The organism is Phytohabitans aurantiacus, from assembly GCF_027923225.1.
GTDB classification, from domain to species: domain Bacteria; phylum Actinomycetota; class Actinomycetes; order Mycobacteriales; family Micromonosporaceae; genus Phytohabitans; species Phytohabitans aurantiacus.
This window is the reverse complement of record NZ_BSDI01000039.1, coordinates 22,407-41,796: the sequence shown is the minus strand read 5'-3', so window position 1 is coordinate 41,796 and position 19,390 is coordinate 22,407. Positions and strand designations below refer to the sequence as shown.

18 protein-coding genes are annotated in these 19,390 nt (G+C 70.9%); 11 read left to right on the top strand and 7 right to left on the bottom strand.

Translation table 11 applies throughout. From position 1 onward, the window contains the following. The first annotated feature begins 44 nt into the window (after positions 1–44). From QMG73_RS31325 to QMG73_RS31315, 3 genes are read left to right on the top strand one after another with little or no spacing between them, the layout of a single operon-like run. The gene (locus QMG73_RS31325; protein WP_281901692.1) at positions 45–1,004 is read left to right on the top strand and encodes a sulfotransferase family protein; all 960 of its coding nucleotides are present in this window, start codon (positions 45–47) and stop codon (positions 1,002–1,004) included. A 26-nt stretch (positions 1,005–1,030) separates the two neighbouring features. Then, positions 1,031–1,528 carry a YfbM family protein gene (locus QMG73_RS31320; protein WP_281901691.1) on the top strand — a complete coding sequence of 166 codons (498 nt, stop codon included), beginning with the start codon at positions 1,031–1,033 and terminating at the stop codon, positions 1,526–1,528. A 54-nt stretch (positions 1,529–1,582) separates the two neighbouring features. Further along, positions 1,583–2,758, top strand: coding sequence for a cytochrome P450 (locus QMG73_RS31315; protein WP_281901690.1), 1,176 nt, complete (start codon positions 1,583–1,585; stop codon positions 2,756–2,758). 22 nt (positions 2,759–2,780) lie between these two features. On the opposite strand, the gene QMG73_RS31310 is transcribed toward QMG73_RS31315, so the two are convergent. Beyond that, positions 2,781–4,412, bottom strand: a complete 1,632-nt coding sequence (locus QMG73_RS31310) for an alkaline phosphatase D family protein (protein ID WP_281901688.1) — start codon at positions 4,410–4,412, stop codon at positions 2,781–2,783. Between the two features lie 61 nt (positions 4,413–4,473). On the opposite strand from QMG73_RS31310, the gene QMG73_RS31305 reads away from it, so the two are divergent. The 3 genes from QMG73_RS31305 (at position 4,474) to QMG73_RS31295 (ending at position 8,032) form a co-directional block, all read left to right on the top strand. Continuing rightward, positions 4,474–5,388: a diacylglycerol/lipid kinase family protein gene (locus tag QMG73_RS31305; RefSeq protein ID WP_281901686.1), complete on the top strand. Its 915-nt coding sequence runs from the start codon at positions 4,474–4,476 to the stop codon at positions 5,386–5,388. 85 nt (positions 5,389–5,473) lie between these two features. Beyond that, the gene (locus QMG73_RS31300) at positions 5,474–6,820 is read left to right on the top strand and encodes an alpha/beta fold hydrolase (protein WP_281901684.1); all 1,347 of its coding nucleotides are present in this window, start codon (positions 5,474–5,476) and stop codon (positions 6,818–6,820) included. A gap of 84 nt (positions 6,821–6,904) precedes the next feature. Then, on the top strand, positions 6,905–8,032 hold the full coding sequence (locus tag QMG73_RS31295; protein WP_281901683.1) for an FAD-dependent oxidoreductase: 1,128 nt from the start codon (positions 6,905–6,907) through the stop codon (positions 8,030–8,032). A 74-nt stretch (positions 8,033–8,106) separates the two neighbouring features. Here QMG73_RS31295 and QMG73_RS31290 read toward each other — a convergent pair whose 3' ends face one another. Next, on the bottom strand, positions 8,107–10,923 hold the full coding sequence (locus QMG73_RS31290) for an AfsR/SARP family transcriptional regulator (RefSeq protein ID WP_281901681.1): 2,817 nt from the start codon (positions 10,921–10,923) through the stop codon (positions 8,107–8,109). A gap of 179 nt (positions 10,924–11,102) precedes the next feature. Between QMG73_RS31290 and QMG73_RS31285 the strand changes: the two genes are divergently transcribed. From QMG73_RS31285 to QMG73_RS31265, 5 genes are all read left to right on the top strand, one after another. Then, positions 11,103–11,741 (top strand): hypothetical protein, encoded by a 639-nt coding sequence (locus QMG73_RS31285; protein WP_281901679.1) that lies wholly within the window; start codon positions 11,103–11,105, stop codon positions 11,739–11,741. 6 nt (positions 11,742–11,747) lie between these two features. Further along, positions 11,748–12,266, top strand: a complete 519-nt coding sequence (locus QMG73_RS31280; RefSeq protein ID WP_281901677.1) for an SdpA family antimicrobial peptide system protein — start codon at positions 11,748–11,750, stop codon at positions 12,264–12,266. Continuing rightward, the gene (locus tag QMG73_RS31275; RefSeq protein ID WP_281901676.1) at positions 12,200–13,249 is read left to right on the top strand and encodes a sporulation-delaying protein SdpB family protein; all 1,050 of its coding nucleotides are present in this window, start codon (positions 12,200–12,202) and stop codon (positions 13,247–13,249) included. The genes QMG73_RS31280 and QMG73_RS31275 overlap by 67 nt, the downstream gene beginning before the upstream one ends. A gap of 567 nt (positions 13,250–13,816) precedes the next feature. After that, entirely contained in the window at positions 13,817–14,419 is a 603-nt protein-coding gene (locus QMG73_RS31270) for a hypothetical protein (RefSeq protein WP_281901674.1), read from the top strand. Further along, on the top strand, positions 14,364–15,224 hold the full coding sequence (locus tag QMG73_RS31265; RefSeq protein ID WP_281901672.1) for a tetratricopeptide repeat protein: 861 nt from the start codon (positions 14,364–14,366) through the stop codon (positions 15,222–15,224). Before QMG73_RS31270 ends, QMG73_RS31265 begins: the two co-directional genes overlap by 56 nt. 398 nt (positions 15,225–15,622) lie before the next feature. Here the strand turns inward: QMG73_RS31265 and QMG73_RS31260 are convergent, their stop codons facing one another. The 5 genes from QMG73_RS31260 to QMG73_RS31240 form a co-directional block, all read right to left on the bottom strand. Next, on the bottom strand, positions 15,623–16,063 hold the full coding sequence (locus QMG73_RS31260; RefSeq protein WP_281901670.1) for a hypothetical protein: 441 nt from the start codon (positions 16,061–16,063) through the stop codon (positions 15,623–15,625). 165 nt (positions 16,064–16,228) lie between these two features. Further along, complete coding sequence (locus QMG73_RS31255; protein WP_281901669.1) at positions 16,229–16,717, bottom strand: GNAT family N-acetyltransferase; 489 nt, start codon at positions 16,715–16,717, stop codon at positions 16,229–16,231. Between the two features lie 9 nt (positions 16,718–16,726). Then, complete coding sequence (locus tag QMG73_RS31250; RefSeq protein WP_281901667.1) at positions 16,727–17,686, bottom strand: alpha/beta hydrolase fold domain-containing protein; 960 nt, start codon at positions 17,684–17,686, stop codon at positions 16,727–16,729. Beyond that, positions 17,683–18,507, bottom strand: coding sequence for a carbohydrate ABC transporter permease (locus QMG73_RS31245; RefSeq protein WP_281901665.1), 825 nt, complete (start codon positions 18,505–18,507; stop codon positions 17,683–17,685). Before QMG73_RS31245 ends, QMG73_RS31250 begins: the two co-directional genes overlap by 4 nt. After that, positions 18,504–19,382 (bottom strand): carbohydrate ABC transporter permease, encoded by an 879-nt coding sequence (locus QMG73_RS31240; RefSeq protein ID WP_281901653.1) that lies wholly within the window; start codon positions 19,380–19,382, stop codon positions 18,504–18,506. The genes QMG73_RS31245 and QMG73_RS31240 overlap by 4 nt, the downstream gene beginning before the upstream one ends. Positions 19,383–19,390 lie beyond the last annotated feature (8 nt).

The window sequence follows — 19,390 nt, the reverse complement described above, 5'->3', positions numbered from 1 at the left end:
ATATTTCGTTGCGCGGGCGCGGTGCCGGGGCTTGGCTGGACGGCATGTCTGGCCCCTCACCGATCTTCGTCGCGGGCACCGGCCGTTCGGGAACATCGCGGCTCGCGGACATTCTCGGCCAACACCCGCGGATCCACCGGGTTCCCATCGAGACCCGGTTCATCGTCGATCCGGGTGGCCTGCGAGACCTGGCGGACGCGCTCACGATCCGATACGACCCTTACGTCGGCGACGACGCGCTCCGCAGATTGAGCGACATCCTGACGGTGCGACTGGTCGGCAGGCGCGACCGGGATCGCGGTCACACGGTTCCCGAGGCCATCGGCGAGAAGCACTACTGGGACGCGGTGGGACGGCTGTGGTCGGAACTCGCTGTGGACACGTTCGACGAGCCCCTGCGCCCGGCCGGGTTCGGGCACGCCGACTGGCCCGCCGGGCCGTTCGAGCCTCGCGGTTACCGGCGAGCGATCCCGAGATACTTCAGCGATCGGGGCGAACTGATCGGGATCCTCCGCCGCGCGATCGACACGATGTTCGCCGGGGCGGCCGCCGACGCGGGAAAGCCGACCTGGTGTGAGAAGACGCCTTTCAACCTTCTGTGCATGGACTTTCTCTGGGAGCTCGTCCCCGAGGCGACGATCGTCCACATCAAACGCCATCCGGTCGCGGTGGTCGCCTCACACGTCGACCAGCCATGGGCACCGCCCACTGTGGCCGGCGCCCTCGCATGGCTCAAACCGGTATACGACCGGTGGCTCGCGTGGAAGGCCGCCGCCGACCTGACGGGCAGGCGATACGTGGAGGTCAAGGCCGAGGATCTCGCCGCCGACTGGCCCGAGCAGCGCAGGGCCCTGTTCGAACTGCTCGACGTCGACGACTTCGAGACGAGGTCGACGTTCGAGTCACACCGCCTGGAAAACCGCCATGACCAGTTCGCACCCGAAACCCGCGCGTTCGTCGAAAGAACACTCGACGGCGTCATCCCGGCCATGGGCTACGCGTAGCGGCCCTTCGGGCTACCCTGCGACCCATGGCGTGCCGAGGAATGTACTTCGCTCTCACGAGCGAGCAGGAAGTGGCCCTGATGGCCACGCGCGACGATGCCGAGGTTCTCGCGTTCCTCGAAGAGCTCGAAATGGGCGACTGGGACGGCGAGCCGCTGGACTGCGAGACGGACAAGGCATGGGATGCCATCCACCGCTGCCTGAGCGACGGGACGCTCGGCGCCGGCAGGCGCCTTTCCCCGCTCGACATGGCGGTGCTGGGCGGCGGCCACCACTACGAAGGCGACGACTACATCGTCGCCCACCTGGTGCCAGCCGAGGTCGTTCAGGTCGCCGCCGCGCTCGAGGATGTCGACGAGAGTTGGATGCGCCAGCGCTACGACCGCATCGATCCCGCCGACTACCAGGGCGAGCTCGACGACGAAGACTTCGGCTATACCTGGAGCTGGTTCAAGCAGGTGCGCGACTTCTACCGCCAGGCGGCGGGCGCGAACCGCGCGGTCATCTTCACCGCCGACCAGTAGCCGCGTGGGGATTGGCACCTATTCTTGCATGGGTGCCCATCGACGGAGGTTGACATGCCTGACCCGATGACCATGACCCTTGCGCGCGAGCACCCCTTCGATCCGCCCGCCAGCCTGCGCGACGCCGATCCGATCCGCCGGCTGTCCTTTCCAGACGGTCACCTCGGCTGGGTCGTGAGCGGATACGCCGAAGCGCGCCAGGTGTTGAGCGATCCGCGCTTCAGCGCCCGCCAGGACCTGCGGCACATGCCGGTGCGGCTGCCGATCGGCGACCAGGGCGGGCCGGCACGGCCGGGCTGGTTCGTGCGCATGGATGCCCCTGACCACACCCGGTACCGGCGGTTGCTGACCCGGCAGTTCAGCATGCGCCGCATGACGGCGCTGACACCGCGCATCGAGGCGATCGTCGAGGAGCACCTCGACGCGATGGCCCGTCAGGGCCCGCCGGCCGACCTGGTCGGGTCGTTCGCGTTGCCGATTCCGTCGCTGGTCATTTGCGAGCTGCTCGGCGTGCCGTACGCCGAGCGCGACCACTTCCAGGCACAAACCGGCACGCTGCTCACCGTCGGCGCCGACATGGAGAAGTTTCAGGAGGCGGTCACCGGGCTGGGCCAGTTCCTGTACGGCCTGGTGCGCACCAAGCGCGCCGCGCCCGACGACGACCTGCTCAGCGGGCTGACCGAGCACCCGGAGCTGACCGACGAGGAGCTGACCGGCATCGCGATGCTGCTGCTGATCGCCGGCCACGAGACCACGGCGAACATGCTGGCGCTCGGCACCTACGCGCTGCTGCGCGACCCGGAGCAGATCGCCGTGCTGCGCGCCGATCCCGCGCTGGTCGAAAACGCCGTCGAGGAGTTGCTGCGCTATCTGTCGATCATCCATATCGGACTGACGCGCACCGCGCTGGAAGACGTCGAGGTCGCCGGCGAGCGGGTCGCGGCGGGCGAGACCGTCGTGGTGGCGATCAACGAGGCGAACCGCGACGCCGCCCACTTCGACGACCCGGATCGGTTGGCCGTCAAGGGATCCACCACCGGCCACCTGGCCTTCGGGCACGGCGTGCACCAGTGCCTGGGTCAGCAGCTCGCCCGCATCGAAATGCGCATCGGGTTCACCGCGCTGCTGCGGCGCTTTCCCGGCCTCCGGCTGGCCGTGCCGCCGGAGGAGGTTCCGCTCCGCACCGACATGGCCATCTACGGCGTACACCGCCTGCCCGTGACCTGGTAGTCGACCGTTCCCGCCCGGCGTGTCAGGTCAGCTCTTCCTCGGCCAGGGCGTCGAGTGGGGGCGGGTCACCGCCGGTGACCCGGCCGACGTTGAAGCGCAGGGTGGCGCGCCGGCCGGCCAGGTCGAGCGTGCCCAGGCTGTTGTGGAAGAACGGCCCGCGCGGGATGCGCCATCCGAACCTCGGCTTGGGCACTCCGGCGGCCCGCGCCAGGGCGCGGCCGAGCACGCCGGCCACGGCGAAGGACGCGACGCCGTTGAGCAGGCGGACGGTGCGGGCGAGCGGGTTGCGGATCGGGGAGCAGACGATCTGGTACACCGGGGTGGCGGCCCGGCGCAGTTTGGCCTTTGCCAGGTACGAGTAGTGCACGTCGCCGGACAGGAACAGCACGCTCGCCGGCGGTGCGCCGCGGCGGCCGGTGGCGATCTCGACCACCGTGTCGGCGAGCGCATCGAACGATTGGCGGAACGCGCCCCAGTGTTCCAGGTCGATAGCCTGGCGGATCTTCTCGGCGAGCCGGCCGGCCCGCGGTCCCCAGGCCCCGTCGCAGACCGCCTCGTTCCAGCTCTCCAACTGGTGCAGGCCGGCCGGCAGCAGTACCGGCAGGGAGCTCCCGATGACCAGGTGGTCGAGGTCGCCGGTGGCCAGCTCCTGGAACCAGGCCCACTCGGAGGCGTCGAGCATCGCCCGCTTGCCCGGGGTCAGCACGCGGGCGCAGCGGGAGTCCAGCACGATCAGCCGGGTGCGGCCGAAGTCGCGGGCGTAGCTCCACCGGTTGCGTTCGGGTTCGGCGTCGGCCAGCCACGCGAACTCGTCCAGGACCGCGCCGCCGTCGCCGTCCGCGTCGCGGAGTGCCGCGAGTAGCGGGTCCTCGGCCAGTTCGGCCGGTGGCAGGTTCCCCAGGTGCTGGTAGATCCAGTAGGCGCCGAGGCCAGCCACCACGCGACGGCGCCACCACGGCTGCGCCCGCATGGTGGCCTGCCAGTCGGCGGAGGTGTTCCAGTCGTCGCGCAGGTCGTGGTCGTCGAAGATCATCGCCGTGGGCACGGTGGACAGCAGCCAGCGCAGCGCCGGTTCGCTCCAGGCCTGCCGGTACAGCTCGGCGTACTCGGCGAAGTCGGCGATCTCCTTGCCGGGCTCCCCGCTGGTGTCCCGGCGGTCGGCGATGAACTCGACCATCGCCGGCGGCGGCTCGTCCGCGTACACCTGGTCGCCGAGGAGCAGCAGGATCGAGGGCCACTCCTTCTCGTCGATCTCCATCATCCGGTGGGCGTACGAGCGCAGCACGTCGACACCGTGCGACAGGGTGTGGATGGCGTCGTGCGGCACGCTGGTGCGGCACGAGCCGAACACCAGCCGCAGCCGGTCGTCCGGTGCGATCGTGCGGATCAGGCTCGGCGGGAACTCGTGCTCGGCCGGCGGCCACACCTGTTCCCCGTCGAGCGCGACGGTGTACGGGTAGCTGGCGCCCGGGTCCAGGCCGTCGAGTACCAGCAGGGCGTAGTGGTGGCCGTGCACGATGAACGTGGGCGCGCTCACGGTGCCGGCGGGCCCGGCCGACAGCGTCACCGTGGCGGGCGCGTCCGTCTGCACCCAGACGGACGCGCTGACGGCGTCCGCGTATCGCAGCATCGGACCGATCACCAATCCCGGCACCGGGAGGACTGTAGTCCACCATCCCGGCGGCCGCTCGGCGAGCGGCGTAAGGTCGGGCGCCATGACCGACAACGCCAGCGAAAGCGGACGCTCGGCGCTGCTGATCACCAACCAGGCAGCCGGCGGTACCGGGGACGAGGCCATCGATACCGCGCTCGCGGTGCTGCGTACCCGGCTGCGCGTCGACGTCGAGGTGTGCGCCACCCCGGCGGACATCGACGGCATCCTCGCGCGGCACCCGCACCCCACGGTGATCGTCGCCGGCGGCGACGGCTCCCTGCACACGCTGGTGGGCGCGCTGTGGCGGCGCGGCGAGACGGGCAGCCGCGTGGTCGGCCTGCTCCCCCTCGGCACCGGCAACGACTTCGCCCGCGGGCAGGGCCTCCCGCTGGACCCGGGTCCGGCCGCCCACGCGCTCCTCGACGGCGAGCCGCAGACCTTCGACCTGATCGTCGACGACCGCGGCCAGGCCGTGGTGAACGCGGTCCACGCCGGTGTGGGCGCCACCGCCGCCCGAGCCGCCACGCCCGCGAAGCCCCTGCTGGGCAGGCTCGCGTTTCCGGCCGGCGCGGTGTGGGCCGGCCTGACCACGCGGGGCTGGCCCTGGCGGGTCGAGGTCGACGGCGTCCCCGTCTCCCAGCCGGGCAAGCGCGTGCTGATGGTGGCGGTGGCCAACGGGCGCTTCATCGCCGGCGGCGGCGCGACCATCGGACCGGCGGCCCTGCCCCACGACGGGCTGGCCGACATCACGGTCAGCCATGCCGTGGGCGCCTGGCAGCGCCTGCGGTACGCGCTGCGGCTGCGCCGGGGCACCCATCCGCACGACAAGGCGGTCACGTACGTGCAGGGACGGCGGATCAGCCTGACCGGCGAGGACATCTGGCTCAACGCCGACGGCGAGGTCGACGGGCCGGCGAGCCACCGCACCTGGACGGTCGAGCCGGCCGCTTGGCGGCTGCTCGTGCCCAAGCCATAGCAGTTATACTTGCCGTTCTCTTGACGAGCGTTGGGAAAATTGCATAGCTTCTTCAGCTACCGGCCGTTCCCACGGAGGTAGCGATATGAGGATCATCCGCAGGCTGCTCGCCACCACGCTCATCGCCTCGCTCGCCGTGCTCGGACTGGCACCCGTCACGGCGCAGGCCGCACCCCCGACCCGGTACGCCGGCGCGCTGCGGAACGGCGCCACCTGGATCGCCGACGTCCCGGCGGCCTGGAACGGCACGCTGCTGATCTACAGCCACGGTTACAACCCCGGTCCGGCGAACCCGCCGGTCAACAGCCCCGATCCGGGCACCGCGGAGGCGCTGCTGGCGCGCGGGTACGCGCTGGCCGGCTCGTCGTACTCCCGTGCCGGGTGGGCGGCCGCCACCGCCGCCCAAGACCAGCTCGACACGGTGCGGGCGGTCGCCGCGCTGATCGGCCAGCCGCGCCGCGCCATCGCGCTCGGTACCTCGTTCGGCGGCCTGATCACCGGTCAGCTCGCCGAACGCGGCGGCCGGCTGCTCGACGGCGCGGTCGCCACCTGCGGCCTCGTCGGCGGCGGGATCGACCTGCACAATTATCAACTGGACGGCTCACACGCGATCGCACAACTGTTGCTCACCGGGCAGCCGGTCAAGCTCGTCCGCTTCACCGACCCAGCCGAGGTGGGCGCCACGGCCAGCCGGATGACGGCGGCGCTGGACCAGGCACAGGCCAGCCCCGAGGGCCGGGCCCGCACCGCGTTGATCACCGCCCTGTTCCAGGAGCCGGCATGGGTCTCCGGCCAGCAACAGCCGGCGCCGGGCGACGTCGAGGCGAGGGTGGCTGGCCAGTACCAGAATCTGCGCGCGATCCTGCCGTTCGTCCTGTTCGGACGCTTCGATGTGGAGCAGACCGCGGGCGGCAACCCCTCGTGGAACAAGGGCGTGAGCTACTGGCGGCAGCTGGTCGAGTCGGGTCACCTGGCTCAGGTGGCGCGGATGTACCAGCTGGCCGGCGCCGACCTGCGCGCGGACCTGGACCTGTTGACGCGTACCGCGGACGTGACCGCCGACCGTGACGCGTACCGCTGGATGGCCCGGACCTCCACGCTCAGCGGCCGGCTGGACATGCCGGTCCTCACCCTGCACACCACCGACGACGGCCTCGTGCCGGTCCAGCACGAGCAGGAGTACGCCGAGGACGTGCGCGCCAGCGGCTCGGCCGCGCTGTTCCGGCAGGCGTACGTCCAGCGCCCCGGGCACTGCGCGTTCACGCCCGCCGAACTGGTCGCGGCGGTGCTGACCGTGGAGAGGCGGATCGCGACCGGACGCTGGGGCGACTCGACCGAACCGCGCCGGATGCAACATCTCGCCGAGTCGCTCGGGCTCGGCACGGCCGCGTTCGTCAGGTTCCACCCGCTGGAGTTCATCGGCGACCGCTGACCGCTGTGGCGATGCTGTGGAGGTAGCGAGCAGATACCGTGCAGGCGGTCGCGCGGTCCGGGTATCGCCCCTACCGTCACGGATGTGCGGAGCGTTGACGTACTCGTCGTGGGTGCCGGGCTGGCCGGCCTGCACACGGCCCGCCTGCTGGCCGAACAGGGCTTCGACGTGCTGGTGGCCGATCGCCGCCGGACCCTGTCGACGGGCGTCCGCACGACCGGCATCTTCGTGCGCCGCACCCTCGACGACTTCGACCTGCCGGATCACCTGCTCGGACCGGCCGTCCGGGAGGTCGTGCTGTATCCCCCGTCGCGGCGGGCGCCGGTGCGGCTCAGCAGCGAACGCGACGAGTACCGGGTGGCCGACATGCCGGGCGTCTACGCGCACGCGCGGCGCATGGCGGAGGCGGCCGGGGCCCGCATCGCACTGGGCGTCCGGTACGCCGGCTCCGCCACGGGTGTGGTGCGGTTGGAGGGCGCGGATCCGGTCGTCGCCCGGTTCGTCGTCGGCGCGGACGGCGCACGCTCCACAGTGGCCCGCGGTCTCGGCCTGGACGTCAACCGGCACCTGCTGATCGGTGCCGAACTCGTCCACCCGACCGCGTCCGGCACCACCGTCCCGACATTCCACTGTGTACTCGATCCGCGCGTCGCCCCCGGCTACCTGGCGTGGGTCATCGACGACGGCCGGAACGCGCACGTCGGCGTCGCCGGATACCCGGACGCCATGCGCGCCGGCGTCCGCCACCTGCTGGAGGAGTTCGCGGCGCGCGCGCCCGGCCGCGCGACACCGGCCGGTCCGGTCGAGCGGCGCGGCGGCCCCATCCCGGTCGGCGGCGTGCTGCGGCGGCTGGCGTGCCCGGCCGGCCTCCTCGTCGGGGACGCGGCGGGCGCGGTGTCGCCTTTGACCGCCGGCGGACTGGACCCGTGCCTGCGCATGTCCGAACTGGCCGCGACGGTCGCCGGCGACTACCTGCGCACCGGCGACCAGCGCGTGCTGCGCCGGTACGACGGAAAAGCGCTACGGGCCCGGTTTCGGGGCCGCCTGCTGTTGCGCCGCCTGTTCGCCGGCGTGCGCTCGCCCGCCGTGGCGGAGGCGGCGGTCGCCGCGCTACGCACTCGCGCCGGTCGTGCCGCGGCCGCCCGGATCCTGTTCGGCGACGGCTCCTTCCCCACCGTGCCCATCCCCGACCCCGAACCGCGCGCTTCGTGATCAGGGCGTCCCTCAAGTCGCTAGAACAGCTTGAGGGACGCCCTGATCACATCCGGCTGCGGGTTCGCGGCAGCTCAGATCTCGTCTGTCGACCGGATCTTGTTTAGAACGGGGGCGGTGTCCTGGCCGAGCTCCGCGAGGATGCCGAGCGCCGCCTGCCACACCTCGCGCGCCACTCGCCGTTCTCCCGCGGCGAGGTGGGTATCGCCGAGTTGGGTGAGCGTGGCCGACTCGTAGTAGCGTTCGCCGGCCTCGCGCCAGTACGACAGCGCCTGCCGGTAACACTCGGTGGCCTCGGGATACTGGCCCAGGTGGTGGTGCGCGCACCCGAGACTGTCCCAGGTGTGCGCCTGCCAGTAGTGGTCACCGGCCTCCTGTTGCAGCAGTAGCGCCCGCTGGCACTGCCGCAGCGCCAGCTCGTGGTCACCGAGCTGGCTGTGGTACCAGCCGGCGTTGTTCAGGGCGTTCGCCTGCCCGGATCGGTGCCCGGCCGCCCCGAACAGCCGCACCGCGTGTTCGGCGTACCGCAGCGCGAGCCGTGGCTGGCCCCGGTGTTCGGCGACCGTACCCAGGTTGAGCATGGTGCGGGCCTGCCCGACCTGGTCGCCGAGCCCGCGGTAGAGCCGCACCGCGTGCCACAGGTGGTCACGGGCCTCGCCGTGCAGGCCACGGCGCAGGTGCGCGATGGAGATGTTGCGGTGCGCTCGGGCCTGCCCGTCCCGGTCCCCGACGCGGTCGGCCGCCTCTAGCGCGAGTCGCTGGACGATCGCCTGGTCGTACCAGTGGCCACACCGGTCCAGGTACGTGGTCATGGCCCAGCCGAGCTGCCACGCGTGCACGTCGTGCCCGTCAGCGCCGGCCCGTCGCAGGAGATTGAGCAGGACCGGATGCTCCTGGCCGAACCACGACCAGGCCGCCTCGCGGTCGTCGACGACCGACACTGTCACGCCCGCGGCCGCCGCCGGCAGCCGGATCGGGTCCCGGTGCGGGTGCAGACGCAGGTCGGCGAGGTGGGCGCTGCCCAGGTAGTGGTCGAACATCCGGCGGGTCACGGCCAGCCGCCCGGCTTCGCCCTCCTCGATGTCCGCGCGCTCCACGGCGTACGCGCGGAGCAGGTCGTGCACGGTGTACCGGCCAGGCACGTGTTCGGTGACCATGTGGGCGTGCGCGAGCTCGGCCAGCAGCGGGCGCACCCGCGATGGTGGTACGCCGGCGAGGCTGGCCGCCGCGACCGCACCCAGATCCGGGCCGGGATGGATGCTGAGCAGCCGGAACAGCCGCGCGGCCGGACCGGTCAGGGCGCGGTACGAGCAGGCGAAGACCGACCGGACGTCGGTTTCGGCGTCCATGCCCGTGAACCCCTCCAGACCGCCGAGGGCTTGCTCCAGCTCCGCCGCGATGGCCCGCAGGGGAAAGTGGGGTTGGCCGACCACCCGGGACGCCACGATCGCCAGCGCGAGGGGCAGCCCCGCCGACCGGGCGGTGATCGTGGTGGCGGCCGCCGGTTCGGCGGTGAGCCGGGCGGCGCCGACGCGGCGGGCCAGCATCCGATGGGCGTCGCCGGGCGGCAGGGGAGCGAGGCTGATCGGATGCGCTCCCTCGGTCGTCACCAGGCCGGTCAGCCGGTTGCGGCTGGTGATCAGGGTGAGGCAGCCGGGTCCCCCCGGAAGCAGCGGGCGCACGTGCGTGCTGTCGCGGGCGTTGTCCAGTACCAGCAGGACGCGCCGGCCGGCCAGCAGCGTGCGCAGCAACGCCGACTGGGCGGCGAGACCCTCGGGCAACCGCTGCGCCGGTACGCCGAACGCGTCCAGGAAGCCGCGGACCGCCTCGCCAGGGTCGAGCGGCGGACCGGTCGGATGGAAGCCGCGCAGGTCGACGTGGAGCTGGCCGTCCGGGAACCTGTCGACCACGAGCCGGGCGAAGTGGACCGCCAGAGCCGTCTTTCCCACTCCGGCGATACCGGAGACGGCCGCCACCATGCCCGTACCGGCCGAGGTGGCCGCGTCCAGCAGCCCGCACAGTTCGTCGAGCTCGGCGGTGCGTCCGGTGAAGGCGTACGGGGCGGCGGGTAGCTGCGCCGGGACCGGCTTGGTCGGAGTAGCCGGCCGGCTGGGCTCGGGCCGGGACGCCGCCGCGGGCGCGGTGACCGGGGCCAGCCCCGGGTCGGCGTTGAGGATCGCCCGGTGCAACTCGGTCAGTTCGCGCCCGGGCTCGATGCCCAGCTCACCCACCAGCAGCCGCCGTACGTGGTGATACGCCCCGAGCGCCTCGGACCGGCGGCCCGCCCGGTACAGGGCGAGCATGAGCTGCCCGTGCGCCCGCTCGCGCAACGGTTCCGCCGCGACCAGGTCGGCGATCTCGTCGACGAGTTCGACTCCCCCGCCCAGCGTGAGTTCGAGCGACAGGCGTTCTTCCTGGAGGCTGCGGCGCTGGTCGTTGAGCTGCGCGGCCGCCGCCTCGATCAGCCGGCCGGTCACCCCGGTGAAGGCGGGACCGCGCCACAGCGCCAGGGCCTCCCGCAGGTGGACGACCGCGCCCGCCAGCTCCCCGGCGGCGGCGAGCCGCCGGCCGCGCCGTGCCCGATCGGCGAAGACCCGCAGGTCGATGTCGCCGTCCGGGACGCGCAGCGAGTACCCGCCGGAGTCGGTGACGATCTCACCACCCGCCGCCGCCAGCCGCCCGCGCAGCATCGACACGCAGTTGCGGACCACCTTGACCGAGCTGGTCGGCGGATGCTCGTCCCAGATCGCCTCGACCAGCCGGGACACCGGCACCACCCGGTTCGCGTCGAGCAGCAGGGCGGCCAGGATGCGCTGCTCCCGCGATGCGGCCAGCGGAACCTGGCCACGGTCGAGCCGCACTCGAAGCGGACCCAGTACCTGGAACCTCACGGGCCTCCCGCCCCCGTCCGTGCCACGCGCCACTTTGGATTGTCACACCACCACGAACGCATGCATAGCTCCTCGTCGATGGCGACTCGAACCGGTCACGGGGACGGGCCGGGGATGGATCGGGGACGGACCGGCGCAGGGTGCTCCTGGAAAGTCGCATTGACTGGCGGGAGGTATCCATGAAACACCGCAAGGCCTGGCTCGGCCTGCTCGTGCTGGCCCTGGCAACGGTGTCCCTCGGCTTCGCGGCGCGCGGCCAGGCCGATCCCGGCTGGCCGTCCGGGCCACCACGGTTCCCGGCCACGCAGCTGTCCGACGCGGTCCTGTTCAACGACGGGCCGGCCGCCTACCGGCTGGTCTATCTGGAGCGCCCGCCCACCCGGTGGACACCGGCGCTGCGACGGGCCCAGAGCGCGATCAACACCGAGCTGACCCGCCGGGGCAGCTGGTCCGACGCGATGGTCGGGCAACGGATACAGAGCGGCAACCCGGTCGTGGTGCGCGACGGCCTGGTCACGCTGGTCACGCTGGCCCGCGAGGTACTCAACCAGCAGTTCGGCAAGGCCACTGTGGACGCCGCCGTACTTCTGGTCAACGACGCCCTGATGGCGAACGCGTACGAGATCGTCCGGGCCGACTCCTACATCGACATGGACAACGACGACCGCACCGCACTGGAGGTCGGTACCATCCGGGCGATCTTCGCCGGCGGGTTCGCGGACTGGTCGTGGGACATGGCGGGCACCGCGGCACCACGGGCGAAGCTGGTGCAGGATCAGCTCATTCAGATCGTCTGCCGCGACCTGGCGCGCAGGTAGTCCACAATGGACGACATCGGGTTGGGCCGGCGGATCGCCGGGGTCGCGTTGGTCGCCGGGTTGCTCGTGGGCTACCTCGTCCGGGCTGTGGTACCGGTAGCCGCGATGCCCGCCCCGCCGGGCCGGGCGGTGGCCCGCGCGCTGGTGCCGGAAGGCTGGGCGTTCTTCACCCGCGACCCGCGCCGGCCCAGCCCGGTGGCCTACGACACCGCCCGGAACGGCCAGTGGCGGCCCGCCCCGCCGCGCAGCCGCGGCCCGGCCGGCCTGGACAAGCGGGACCGTGCCCGCGCCGCGGAGATCGCCCTGCTCGCCCACCGGCTCGATGGGGCCGACTGGACCAAGTGTGACGGCGAACCCGCCACCTGCCTGGCCAGCGCCCCCGCCACCCCGGTAGCCAACACCGCCACCGTACGCACGCTCTGCGGCGAGATCGGAATCGTCCTTCAGGAGGTACTGCCGTGGGCCTGGAACGACCTGCCGACCGTGCTCCCGTCCCGGGTCGCCCGGCTGACGGTGACCTGCTGACCCGCTGGCTGGCCCGGCTCGGTCAGCGCTGCCGGCCGGCGCTGGCGGTCGCGCCCTGGGCCAGCGGGCTCGGGCTGGCCCGTACCCTGCTGGCCACCGGCACCGGCGCCACTCTCCTCGTCAACCAGCCAGCGATCCTGCTGTCGATGGACGGCGCCGGGGACTGCACCGGCCCGGCCGCCGCCGGCATCTGGTGTGTCCTGCCCGCCGCGCACGGACAACTCGCCCGGTGGATCGGTATCGCCGTGCTGGTCGTGGTGGCCAGCGGCTGGCGCCCCCGGTGGACCGCGCTGCCGCACTGGTACATCTCCTGGAGCGTGATCGCCAACCTGTCCGCGTTGGACGGTGGCGACCACATCACCGCCGCCCTGACCCTGCTGCTGCTTCCCCTGGTGCTCACCGACCCCCGGCGGTGGCACTGGCAACCACCACCGGCCGCCACCGGGATCGGCACCGGCCGCGTGGTGGCGCAGGCCGCGCTGATCCTCATCTGGCTCCAGGTCGCCTTCGTGTACCTACACGCCAGCATCGCGAAGCTCGCCGTGACCGAGTGGACCGACGGCACCGCGATGTTCTACTGGCTGCGCACGCCCGGGTACGAGCCGCCGACCTTTCTGCACCCGCTGACCGAGGCGGCCACCGATTCCGCGGTGGGAGTCACGCTGTTCACCTGGTCGGTGCTGGTACTGGAGTTCGCCCTGGCCCTGGCTCGCCTGTTTCCTCCCGGGCTGCGCCGGGTGCTCCTCGTCGCCGGGCTCGCGTTCCACATCGGCATCGCGGTCGTCCTCGAACTGGTCACGTTCGGTTTCGCGATGAGCGGAGCCCTGCTGCTCTACCTACTCCCCGTGGGACACTCTTGGCGGCACTCTCGACGATCTATACCAAGAGATTCCGGGCTACCGCGACGTCCGCCGCGGTCCAGGGCCGTCGCTCCTGCGGCCTCACCCTCCGCGACCACACACCCACCGCCTGAGACGCTGTGAACGTTTAGGGCGGCCAAAGTGGCTGTCGCTATTCATGATCTCAGGTTTGTTGCATTGGTCTGTAACGCGAACCGTGTTTCGGCGTCGGAGTTGGGCCTCCCGGAACGTAAGTCAGGGGATTCCGTGGGTGCCGCGCTGGCGCAGGCGCGGCGTGAGGTTGAGCAGCGACGCCTGACGGCGGTCAGGGCCGGCCAGAGCGGGCAGCGGCCGGAGTATGGGTTCCCACCTTGATCGCTGCTGGTGGTGATCCGCCCTTGCGGGCCTCGTCCCTGTCGCCGCAGCCGCTGTCTCAACCGACGCTGCCGCCGGGTGGGCGCAGTGTGCGAGAGCTACCGGTCGGGTATCTGATCGGTCGGCGGGCAGCGTTGCGGACCGGGCTGGGGGTATTGCGCGGCACCCGTAAGGCGGTGGAGGCGTACGGCGCCGCGGGTGGGGTGGTGCTGACCGGGATCGGTGGGATCGGCAAGACCGCGGTGGCCGGCAGGATCGTGCACCGGCTCCGCGAAGACGGCTGGCTAACCGTGGTACACGACGGTGTGTGGAGCCCACCGCAGTTGTTTCGCCGGTGTGGCCGACGCCCCCGAAGGTACGAACGCGGCCCCCTACGGACAGGCGTTGAATGATGCTGACGTCGACGACACTGTCAAGCTTGGTTTGGTCGGGCGGCTGCTTGCCCAGGCCAGGTTGCTGGTGCTGTTCGATGACTTCGAGCAGAACCTCGCCAGCGGCGGCGAGGAATGGATCGATCCGGGATTCGCGGACACCTTCACCTGGCTGGCCGAGACGGCGCAGACCGGCAAGCTGCTGGTGACCTGCCGCTATCCGCTGCCCGGCGAACCGGACCTGATCGGGGTGGACCTGCCGCCGTTGAGCCCTGCCGAGCTGCGGCGCCTGTTGCTGCGCATGCCCCAGCTACGCGACCTTGACCTCGACGACCGGGCCACTATTATCGCGACGATCGGCGGGCACCCGCGCCTGATCGAGTTTGTGGACGCGTTGCTGCGGCACGGTCGCGGCAGCCTGCGCGAGGTCACCGCGAAGCTGCGGCACCTGGCCGACGTCGAAGGCATCGACCGCAACGCCCCGAACGTGCCCGCCGCCGTGCGCCGCGCCTGTGCTGCTGGGCAGCCGCGACATCGTCCTGGGCGAACTGCTGGACCTGCTCACTGACCAGCAGCGGGAACTACTGCTACAGGCCAGCGTGTCCACCATTCCCCTCAGCCTCGACGATCTGGTCATCGCCGTGCACGGCAGAAAGGCCGACGCGGTTCACCGTCAGCAGATGGCGACCGACGTACAGCGGCTGCTCGCGCTCACCCTGCTCTCACCCGTCCCGGACAGGCAGATCACGGTGCACGCCTGGGTCGCCGACGCCCTGCGGCCCTACCATGGCGACGGCTTGCCCGAACGGCACGACCGCGCCTTCACCATGCGCGACGAGCGGATTAGCAGCGGCCGGGGGCGGTTCGAGGACCTCACCGAGGCATGTCAGCATCTGGCCGCCAACCAGCGATACGACGACCTCGCCGGCCTGGCGCTCGCCGCCGCTCAATCGGGCATCGGGATGCTAGCTACGGCCGCGCTGCTCGGACAGGTGGCACCCACAATCCCTAACGACCACCCGAATTACCTGGCAATAGTCGACCGGGAAGCCCAGGCGCTGCTCAACACCGGCAACATCGGAGCCGCCATCAACCGCTACCAGACGGTCCTCCAACTGCTTGAGAAACGCGCCCAAGCCGATCCCAGCAACGCCCAAGCCCAACGCGACCTGAGCGTCTCCTACAACAAGCTCGGGGACCTCAGCCAGGCCATCGGGGACACCAGACAAGCCGAACAATTCTACCGGGACAGCCTGGCCATCCGCGAACGGTTGACGCTGGCCGACCCCGACAACGCCCAAGCCCAACGCGACCTGAGCGTCGTCCAAGAGCGTCTTGAAACCCTTCTACGCGGAGCCCAACCGAACTCATGAACCCGGCGCGGCGGTATCCAACATCATCCTCGACCTTTCGACCGAAGTACCCGCACGGAGCTGTGAACAGCGCAACCAGCCAAATAGCGCCGCCGCAACAGAACCACCAAGCATGCCGAACCCCGACCGGGTGGCTCCGGAGCGTCATCGGCGACCACCCTCCGGCACCGGAAACGCCGGTCTTGGCAGCTCAACAGCAGCGTCCTGCCCGAGCTCCGCGAGGATGTCCAGCACCGCGTGCCACAGGTGGTCACGGGGCCTCGCCGTGCGGGCCCGGCGCAGGTGCGCGATTGAGATGTTGCGGTGCGCCCGGGCCCGCCCGTCCCGGTCCCCGACCCGCGAGGCTCGTCGTCCCCCGAGGCGGGCTCGCCCGGCCGGCCCGGTTAGAAAAGCGCGCTTCAGGTTTCCGTCCCTGTCCACGCTCCGTTGCCGACGAGATTTCCCGCTTCGTAGACCGCGGCCCTGAAATTGATGAGCCAGCCCTCCGGGAAGCTCTTGTTACAGATTCCCCAGGTACCGTTGCCGTGCTGGTGCACGCAGGTCCCCAACCGGTAGCCGTCAGGACCATCGAAAAGCCAGCTCGCGGCTGCCGAGTGTCCGTCCGCATTGGTGTCTTTGACGAAGAACTTCTCGCCATACGGCATGAAGCAGGCGGTGGCGCCGCCGGTGCTGGTGCAGTGGTACCAGTGCCCATAGTCGGCAGGGGTATCCAGGATGACTACGGTGTAGTTAATCTCGTTGCCGTAGTAGGCCGCGCTGGCGGCCGTGGGACTTAGCAGGCTGATTACCGCGCCGATTACCGCGGCCATCGCGAGCAACCCACGACGTCGCTTACCCATGGGACTCCTTCATCGTCATTGGCTGAGAGTCGATGGGCCTCATTGTCGACCAGTCCATCGAGGAACTTGGTAATCCGACTTCCAGTCTTGAGGGAATCTTGAACGGAACGCAGTCGAGATCGCGATGAGCGGAGCCCTGCTGCTCTACCTACTCCCCGTGGGACATCAGTCGTCGGCGAGGATCGCGTACAGGTCCGAGTCCCGCCAGCCGTCGCGGATGTAGGCAGTACCGCGCATCCGGCCCTCGTATCGCATGCCGATCTTGCGCAGCACCACCGCCGAGGCGAGGTTGCGGGGATCGCACGTGCCGAAGATCCGATGGCACCCGTGCTCCTCGAAGCCCATCCGCACCAGCTCCCTCGCGGCGGCCGTGGCTATCCCCTGTCCCCACAGCCGCGGATGGACTCCGTACCCGATCTCCGCGGTGCTCGGACCCCGCAGCTTCAGCTCCGCGCAACCCACCACCTCGCCGTCGGCGACCACCGCGAACACCCGCCGTTCGGCGGGCGCCGTCACGGCGGCTCGCACAAATTCCAGAGTCTGTTCCTGGGTGTTGGGTCCCCACGCCTGGTAGCGGCACGACTCCGGCAGCCGCGCCCACTCGTGGACGGCGGCGGCGTCGGCGAGGGCGAGCGGGCGCAGTGTGACCGGCATGACGGCACTCTAGGCCACGTCCGGCGGCACCTCCCCCGCGCCGTTCAGGGCGCGCAGGCCCGCCGCGAAGTGCGCCAGCGACCGGTCGACGCCGTCGAGGGTCGGTGTCCGGTTCAGGTGGCCGTGCGGCATCCCGGCCGCCAGTTGGGCGCGGACCTCGACGCCGGCCTCGGCGAGCTGCCTGGCCAGCAGATCGGCGGACGGGCGCAGGTCGTCGAGCTCGCAGCTGACCAGGTGCACAGCCGGGAGCCCGCCGAGCGGCGCGTGTCCCGGTGTGGCCAGCGGCGGCAGATCGCCGAGCCGTCCGACGTAGTTGGCGAACATCTCCTCGATCAGCGACGGCGGGAAGCGCAGCAGGGGCGGCAGCGATCGCATCGCCGCCGCCGTGGCGTCGTCGAGCGCCGGTACGGGGAAATGGACCACCGGGTACGCGAGGAACAGGCCGGCGGGCAGCAGGCTCCCGGCGTCCCGCAGGCGGATCGCGGCCGCGAGCGCCAAGGCGCCACCCGCGCTCGCTCCACCGAGACAGACCGGCGAGGCGGCGGGCCGCTCCCGGACGAACCACTCCCACGCCGCGACGACGTCGTCGAGCGGGACGGGGTACCGCACCCCGTCGACGGCCAGGCGGTAGCCGACCGACGCGACGACGATCCCGGCCCGGCTCGCGAGCTCGGCCGCGACCACGGACGACTCCGGCATGTCGAGGTCGCCGCCCCAGAAGCCGCCGCCGTGGACCCAGAGCAGCGCTCCGGCGGCCGGCGCCGGCGGTGTGTAGACGCGGACGGTGACGTCGCCATGCGGGCCCGGGGCGGCGTGATCGACGACGTCGACGTCGGGCATCGTCCACTCGCCGGGATCCCGGCCGTACTCGTCGAACCGCGACCGGGCTTCGGGGTCGGCGATGCCGTCCCAGTCGAGCCCGGACAGCAGGTGGATCCGCGCCGCCAGGTAGGGGTCCAACGTCGTCATCCCTTGATGGCTCCTTCGGAGAGGCCGCTGACCAATCGCTTCTGGACGAAAAGGTAGACCACGATCAGGGGCAGGCTGGTCAGCACCACGTGAGCGAAGATCAGCTCCCATCGCATCGCGGTGAATTCCGAGGATGTCGAGGAGAATCGGTAGAGGGCGAGCGGTAGCGTCGCCGCGCCGGCACCGCGGAGCAGGAACAGCGCGAACAGGAACTCGTTCCAGATCGTGATGATCAGGATCACCCCGCCCACCAGGAGTACCGGCAGCAGCCCGGGCATGATGATCAGCCGGTAGATCTGCGGCCTGGAGGCACCGTCGATCGCCGCCGCCTCCTCCAGGTCCGGCGGCATCGTCCGGATGAATCCGGTCGCGAGGAAGACCACGACGCCGAGCCGGGTTCCGACCATCACGAGGAAGTAGCCCAGGCGGGTGCCGTCGATGCCGAGTACCTGGAGTTCGTAGATGGTGGGCAGGATGGCCGGCGGTAGCAGCACCGAGAGCACGCTCAGGTTGTAGGCCACCTTCATCGAGACGCGCCTGGACCGGGCGAACGCCCACGCGGCCATGGACCCGAGAACGATGACGCAGGCCAGGGTGGGTACGGCGATAAGGAGGCTGTTGGCCAGGGCGACCGCGTAGTTGCCCTCCGCCATCACCCGGCTGTAGTTCTCGACGAGGTTCCACTGGTCCGGCAGGTCCAACCCGAGCCGGCTCGCCTCGGTGTAGGGCTTGGCCGAGTTGACGAGCAGCATCCACAATGGAATGCCCACCCACGGGACGGCGATCGCCACCAGGATCACCCGCCGGGCCCACTCGTTCATGCCTCCACCTCCCTGCGCCGAAGGAACGCGATGAGCGGGATGCCGATGCCGACCACCAGAATGGTGATCACCAGGCTGAGCGCGCTGGCGCTGCCGAAGAACCCGCCGGTGTACTGGCGGAACATGGCGATGTTGAGCACGGTGGTCGCCGCACCGGGCCCTCCCCTCGTGGTCGCCTGGACGATGTCGAAGGCGTTGAGGGCGCCGAGGAAGGTCACGACGACGCTGAAGGTGAACGCCGGAGCCAGCAGCCGGAACTTCACGCGCCAGAATCGCTGCCAGGCGCTGGCGCCGTCGATCATCGCGGCTTCGATGAGCGAGGGTGGGATCGCGTTGAGCCCCGCGATGTAGACGAGGGTTACCAGTCCACTCCACTTCCACACGTCGATGAAGGCGACCGAGACCAGCGCGGAGCCGCCGCTGCCGAGCCACGCGAAGTCGAAGCCCGGTACCACCAGCCCGATCGCCTGGTTCAGCGGCCCCACCGGTGACAGGAGCGCTCCCCAGATGTACCCGGCCGCGAGCGGCGAGATCAGTACCGGGATGAAGAAGAGCGTGCGCAGCCACGAGTTGAACGCGGTGGTGCGCTGGAGCAGCAGGGCGAGCCCCAGGCTGACGGCGTTCTGCAGGATCATGGCGATGACCGCGTAGAACACCGTCACCCGGATGGCGTTGCCGAGGATGCCGGCCTCGGCGAGGCCGATGAAGTTGTCGAGGCCGTTCGGCGCGATCGCGGCGGTGAAGCCGGTCCAGTCCGTGAACGCGAAGTACACGTTCAGCAGGAACGGTATGAGGAAGAAGCCGATGGTGAGAGCGAGGGCCGGGGCGGCGAAGTGCCACCACCGGCGCGTCGCTGTACGTGTTGCGCCTGTCATGTCGGGCC

Bases quoted from the DNA above. Each gene is read 5' to 3' on its own strand.
- QMG73_RS31285 (WP_281901679.1), top strand. From the start codon at position 11,103: ATGAAACACCGCAAGGCCTGGCTCGGCCTGCTCGTGCTGGCCCTGGCA.
- QMG73_RS31320 (WP_281901691.1), top strand. From the start codon at position 1,031: ATGGCGTGCCGAGGAATGTACTTCGCTCTCACGAGCGAGCAGGAAGTG.
- QMG73_RS31315 (WP_281901690.1), top strand. From the start codon at position 1,583: ATGCCTGACCCGATGACCATGACCCTTGCGCGCGAGCACCCCTTCGAT.
- QMG73_RS31300 (WP_281901684.1), top strand. From the start codon at position 5,474: ATGAGGATCATCCGCAGGCTGCTCGCCACCACGCTCATCGCCTCGCTC.
- QMG73_RS31250 (WP_281901667.1), bottom strand. From the start codon at position 17,686: ATGACGACGTTGGACCCCTACCTGGCGGCGCGGATCCACCTGCTGTCC.
- QMG73_RS31325 (WP_281901692.1), top strand. From the start codon at position 45: ATGTCTGGCCCCTCACCGATCTTCGTCGCGGGCACCGGCCGTTCGGGA.
- QMG73_RS31260 (WP_281901670.1), bottom strand. From the start codon at position 16,063: ATGGGTAAGCGACGTCGTGGGTTGCTCGCGATGGCCGCGGTAATCGGC.
- QMG73_RS31255 (WP_281901669.1), bottom strand. From the start codon at position 16,717: ATGCCGGTCACACTGCGCCCGCTCGCCCTCGCCGACGCCGCCGCCGTC.
- QMG73_RS31305 (WP_281901686.1), top strand. From the start codon at position 4,474: ATGACCGACAACGCCAGCGAAAGCGGACGCTCGGCGCTGCTGATCACC.
- QMG73_RS31280 (WP_281901677.1), top strand. From the start codon at position 11,748: ATGGACGACATCGGGTTGGGCCGGCGGATCGCCGGGGTCGCGTTGGTC.
- QMG73_RS31240 (WP_281901653.1), bottom strand. From the start codon at position 19,382: ATGACAGGCGCAACACGTACAGCGACGCGCCGGTGGTGGCACTTCGCC.
- QMG73_RS31245 (WP_281901665.1), bottom strand. From the start codon at position 18,507: ATGAACGAGTGGGCCCGGCGGGTGATCCTGGTGGCGATCGCCGTCCCG.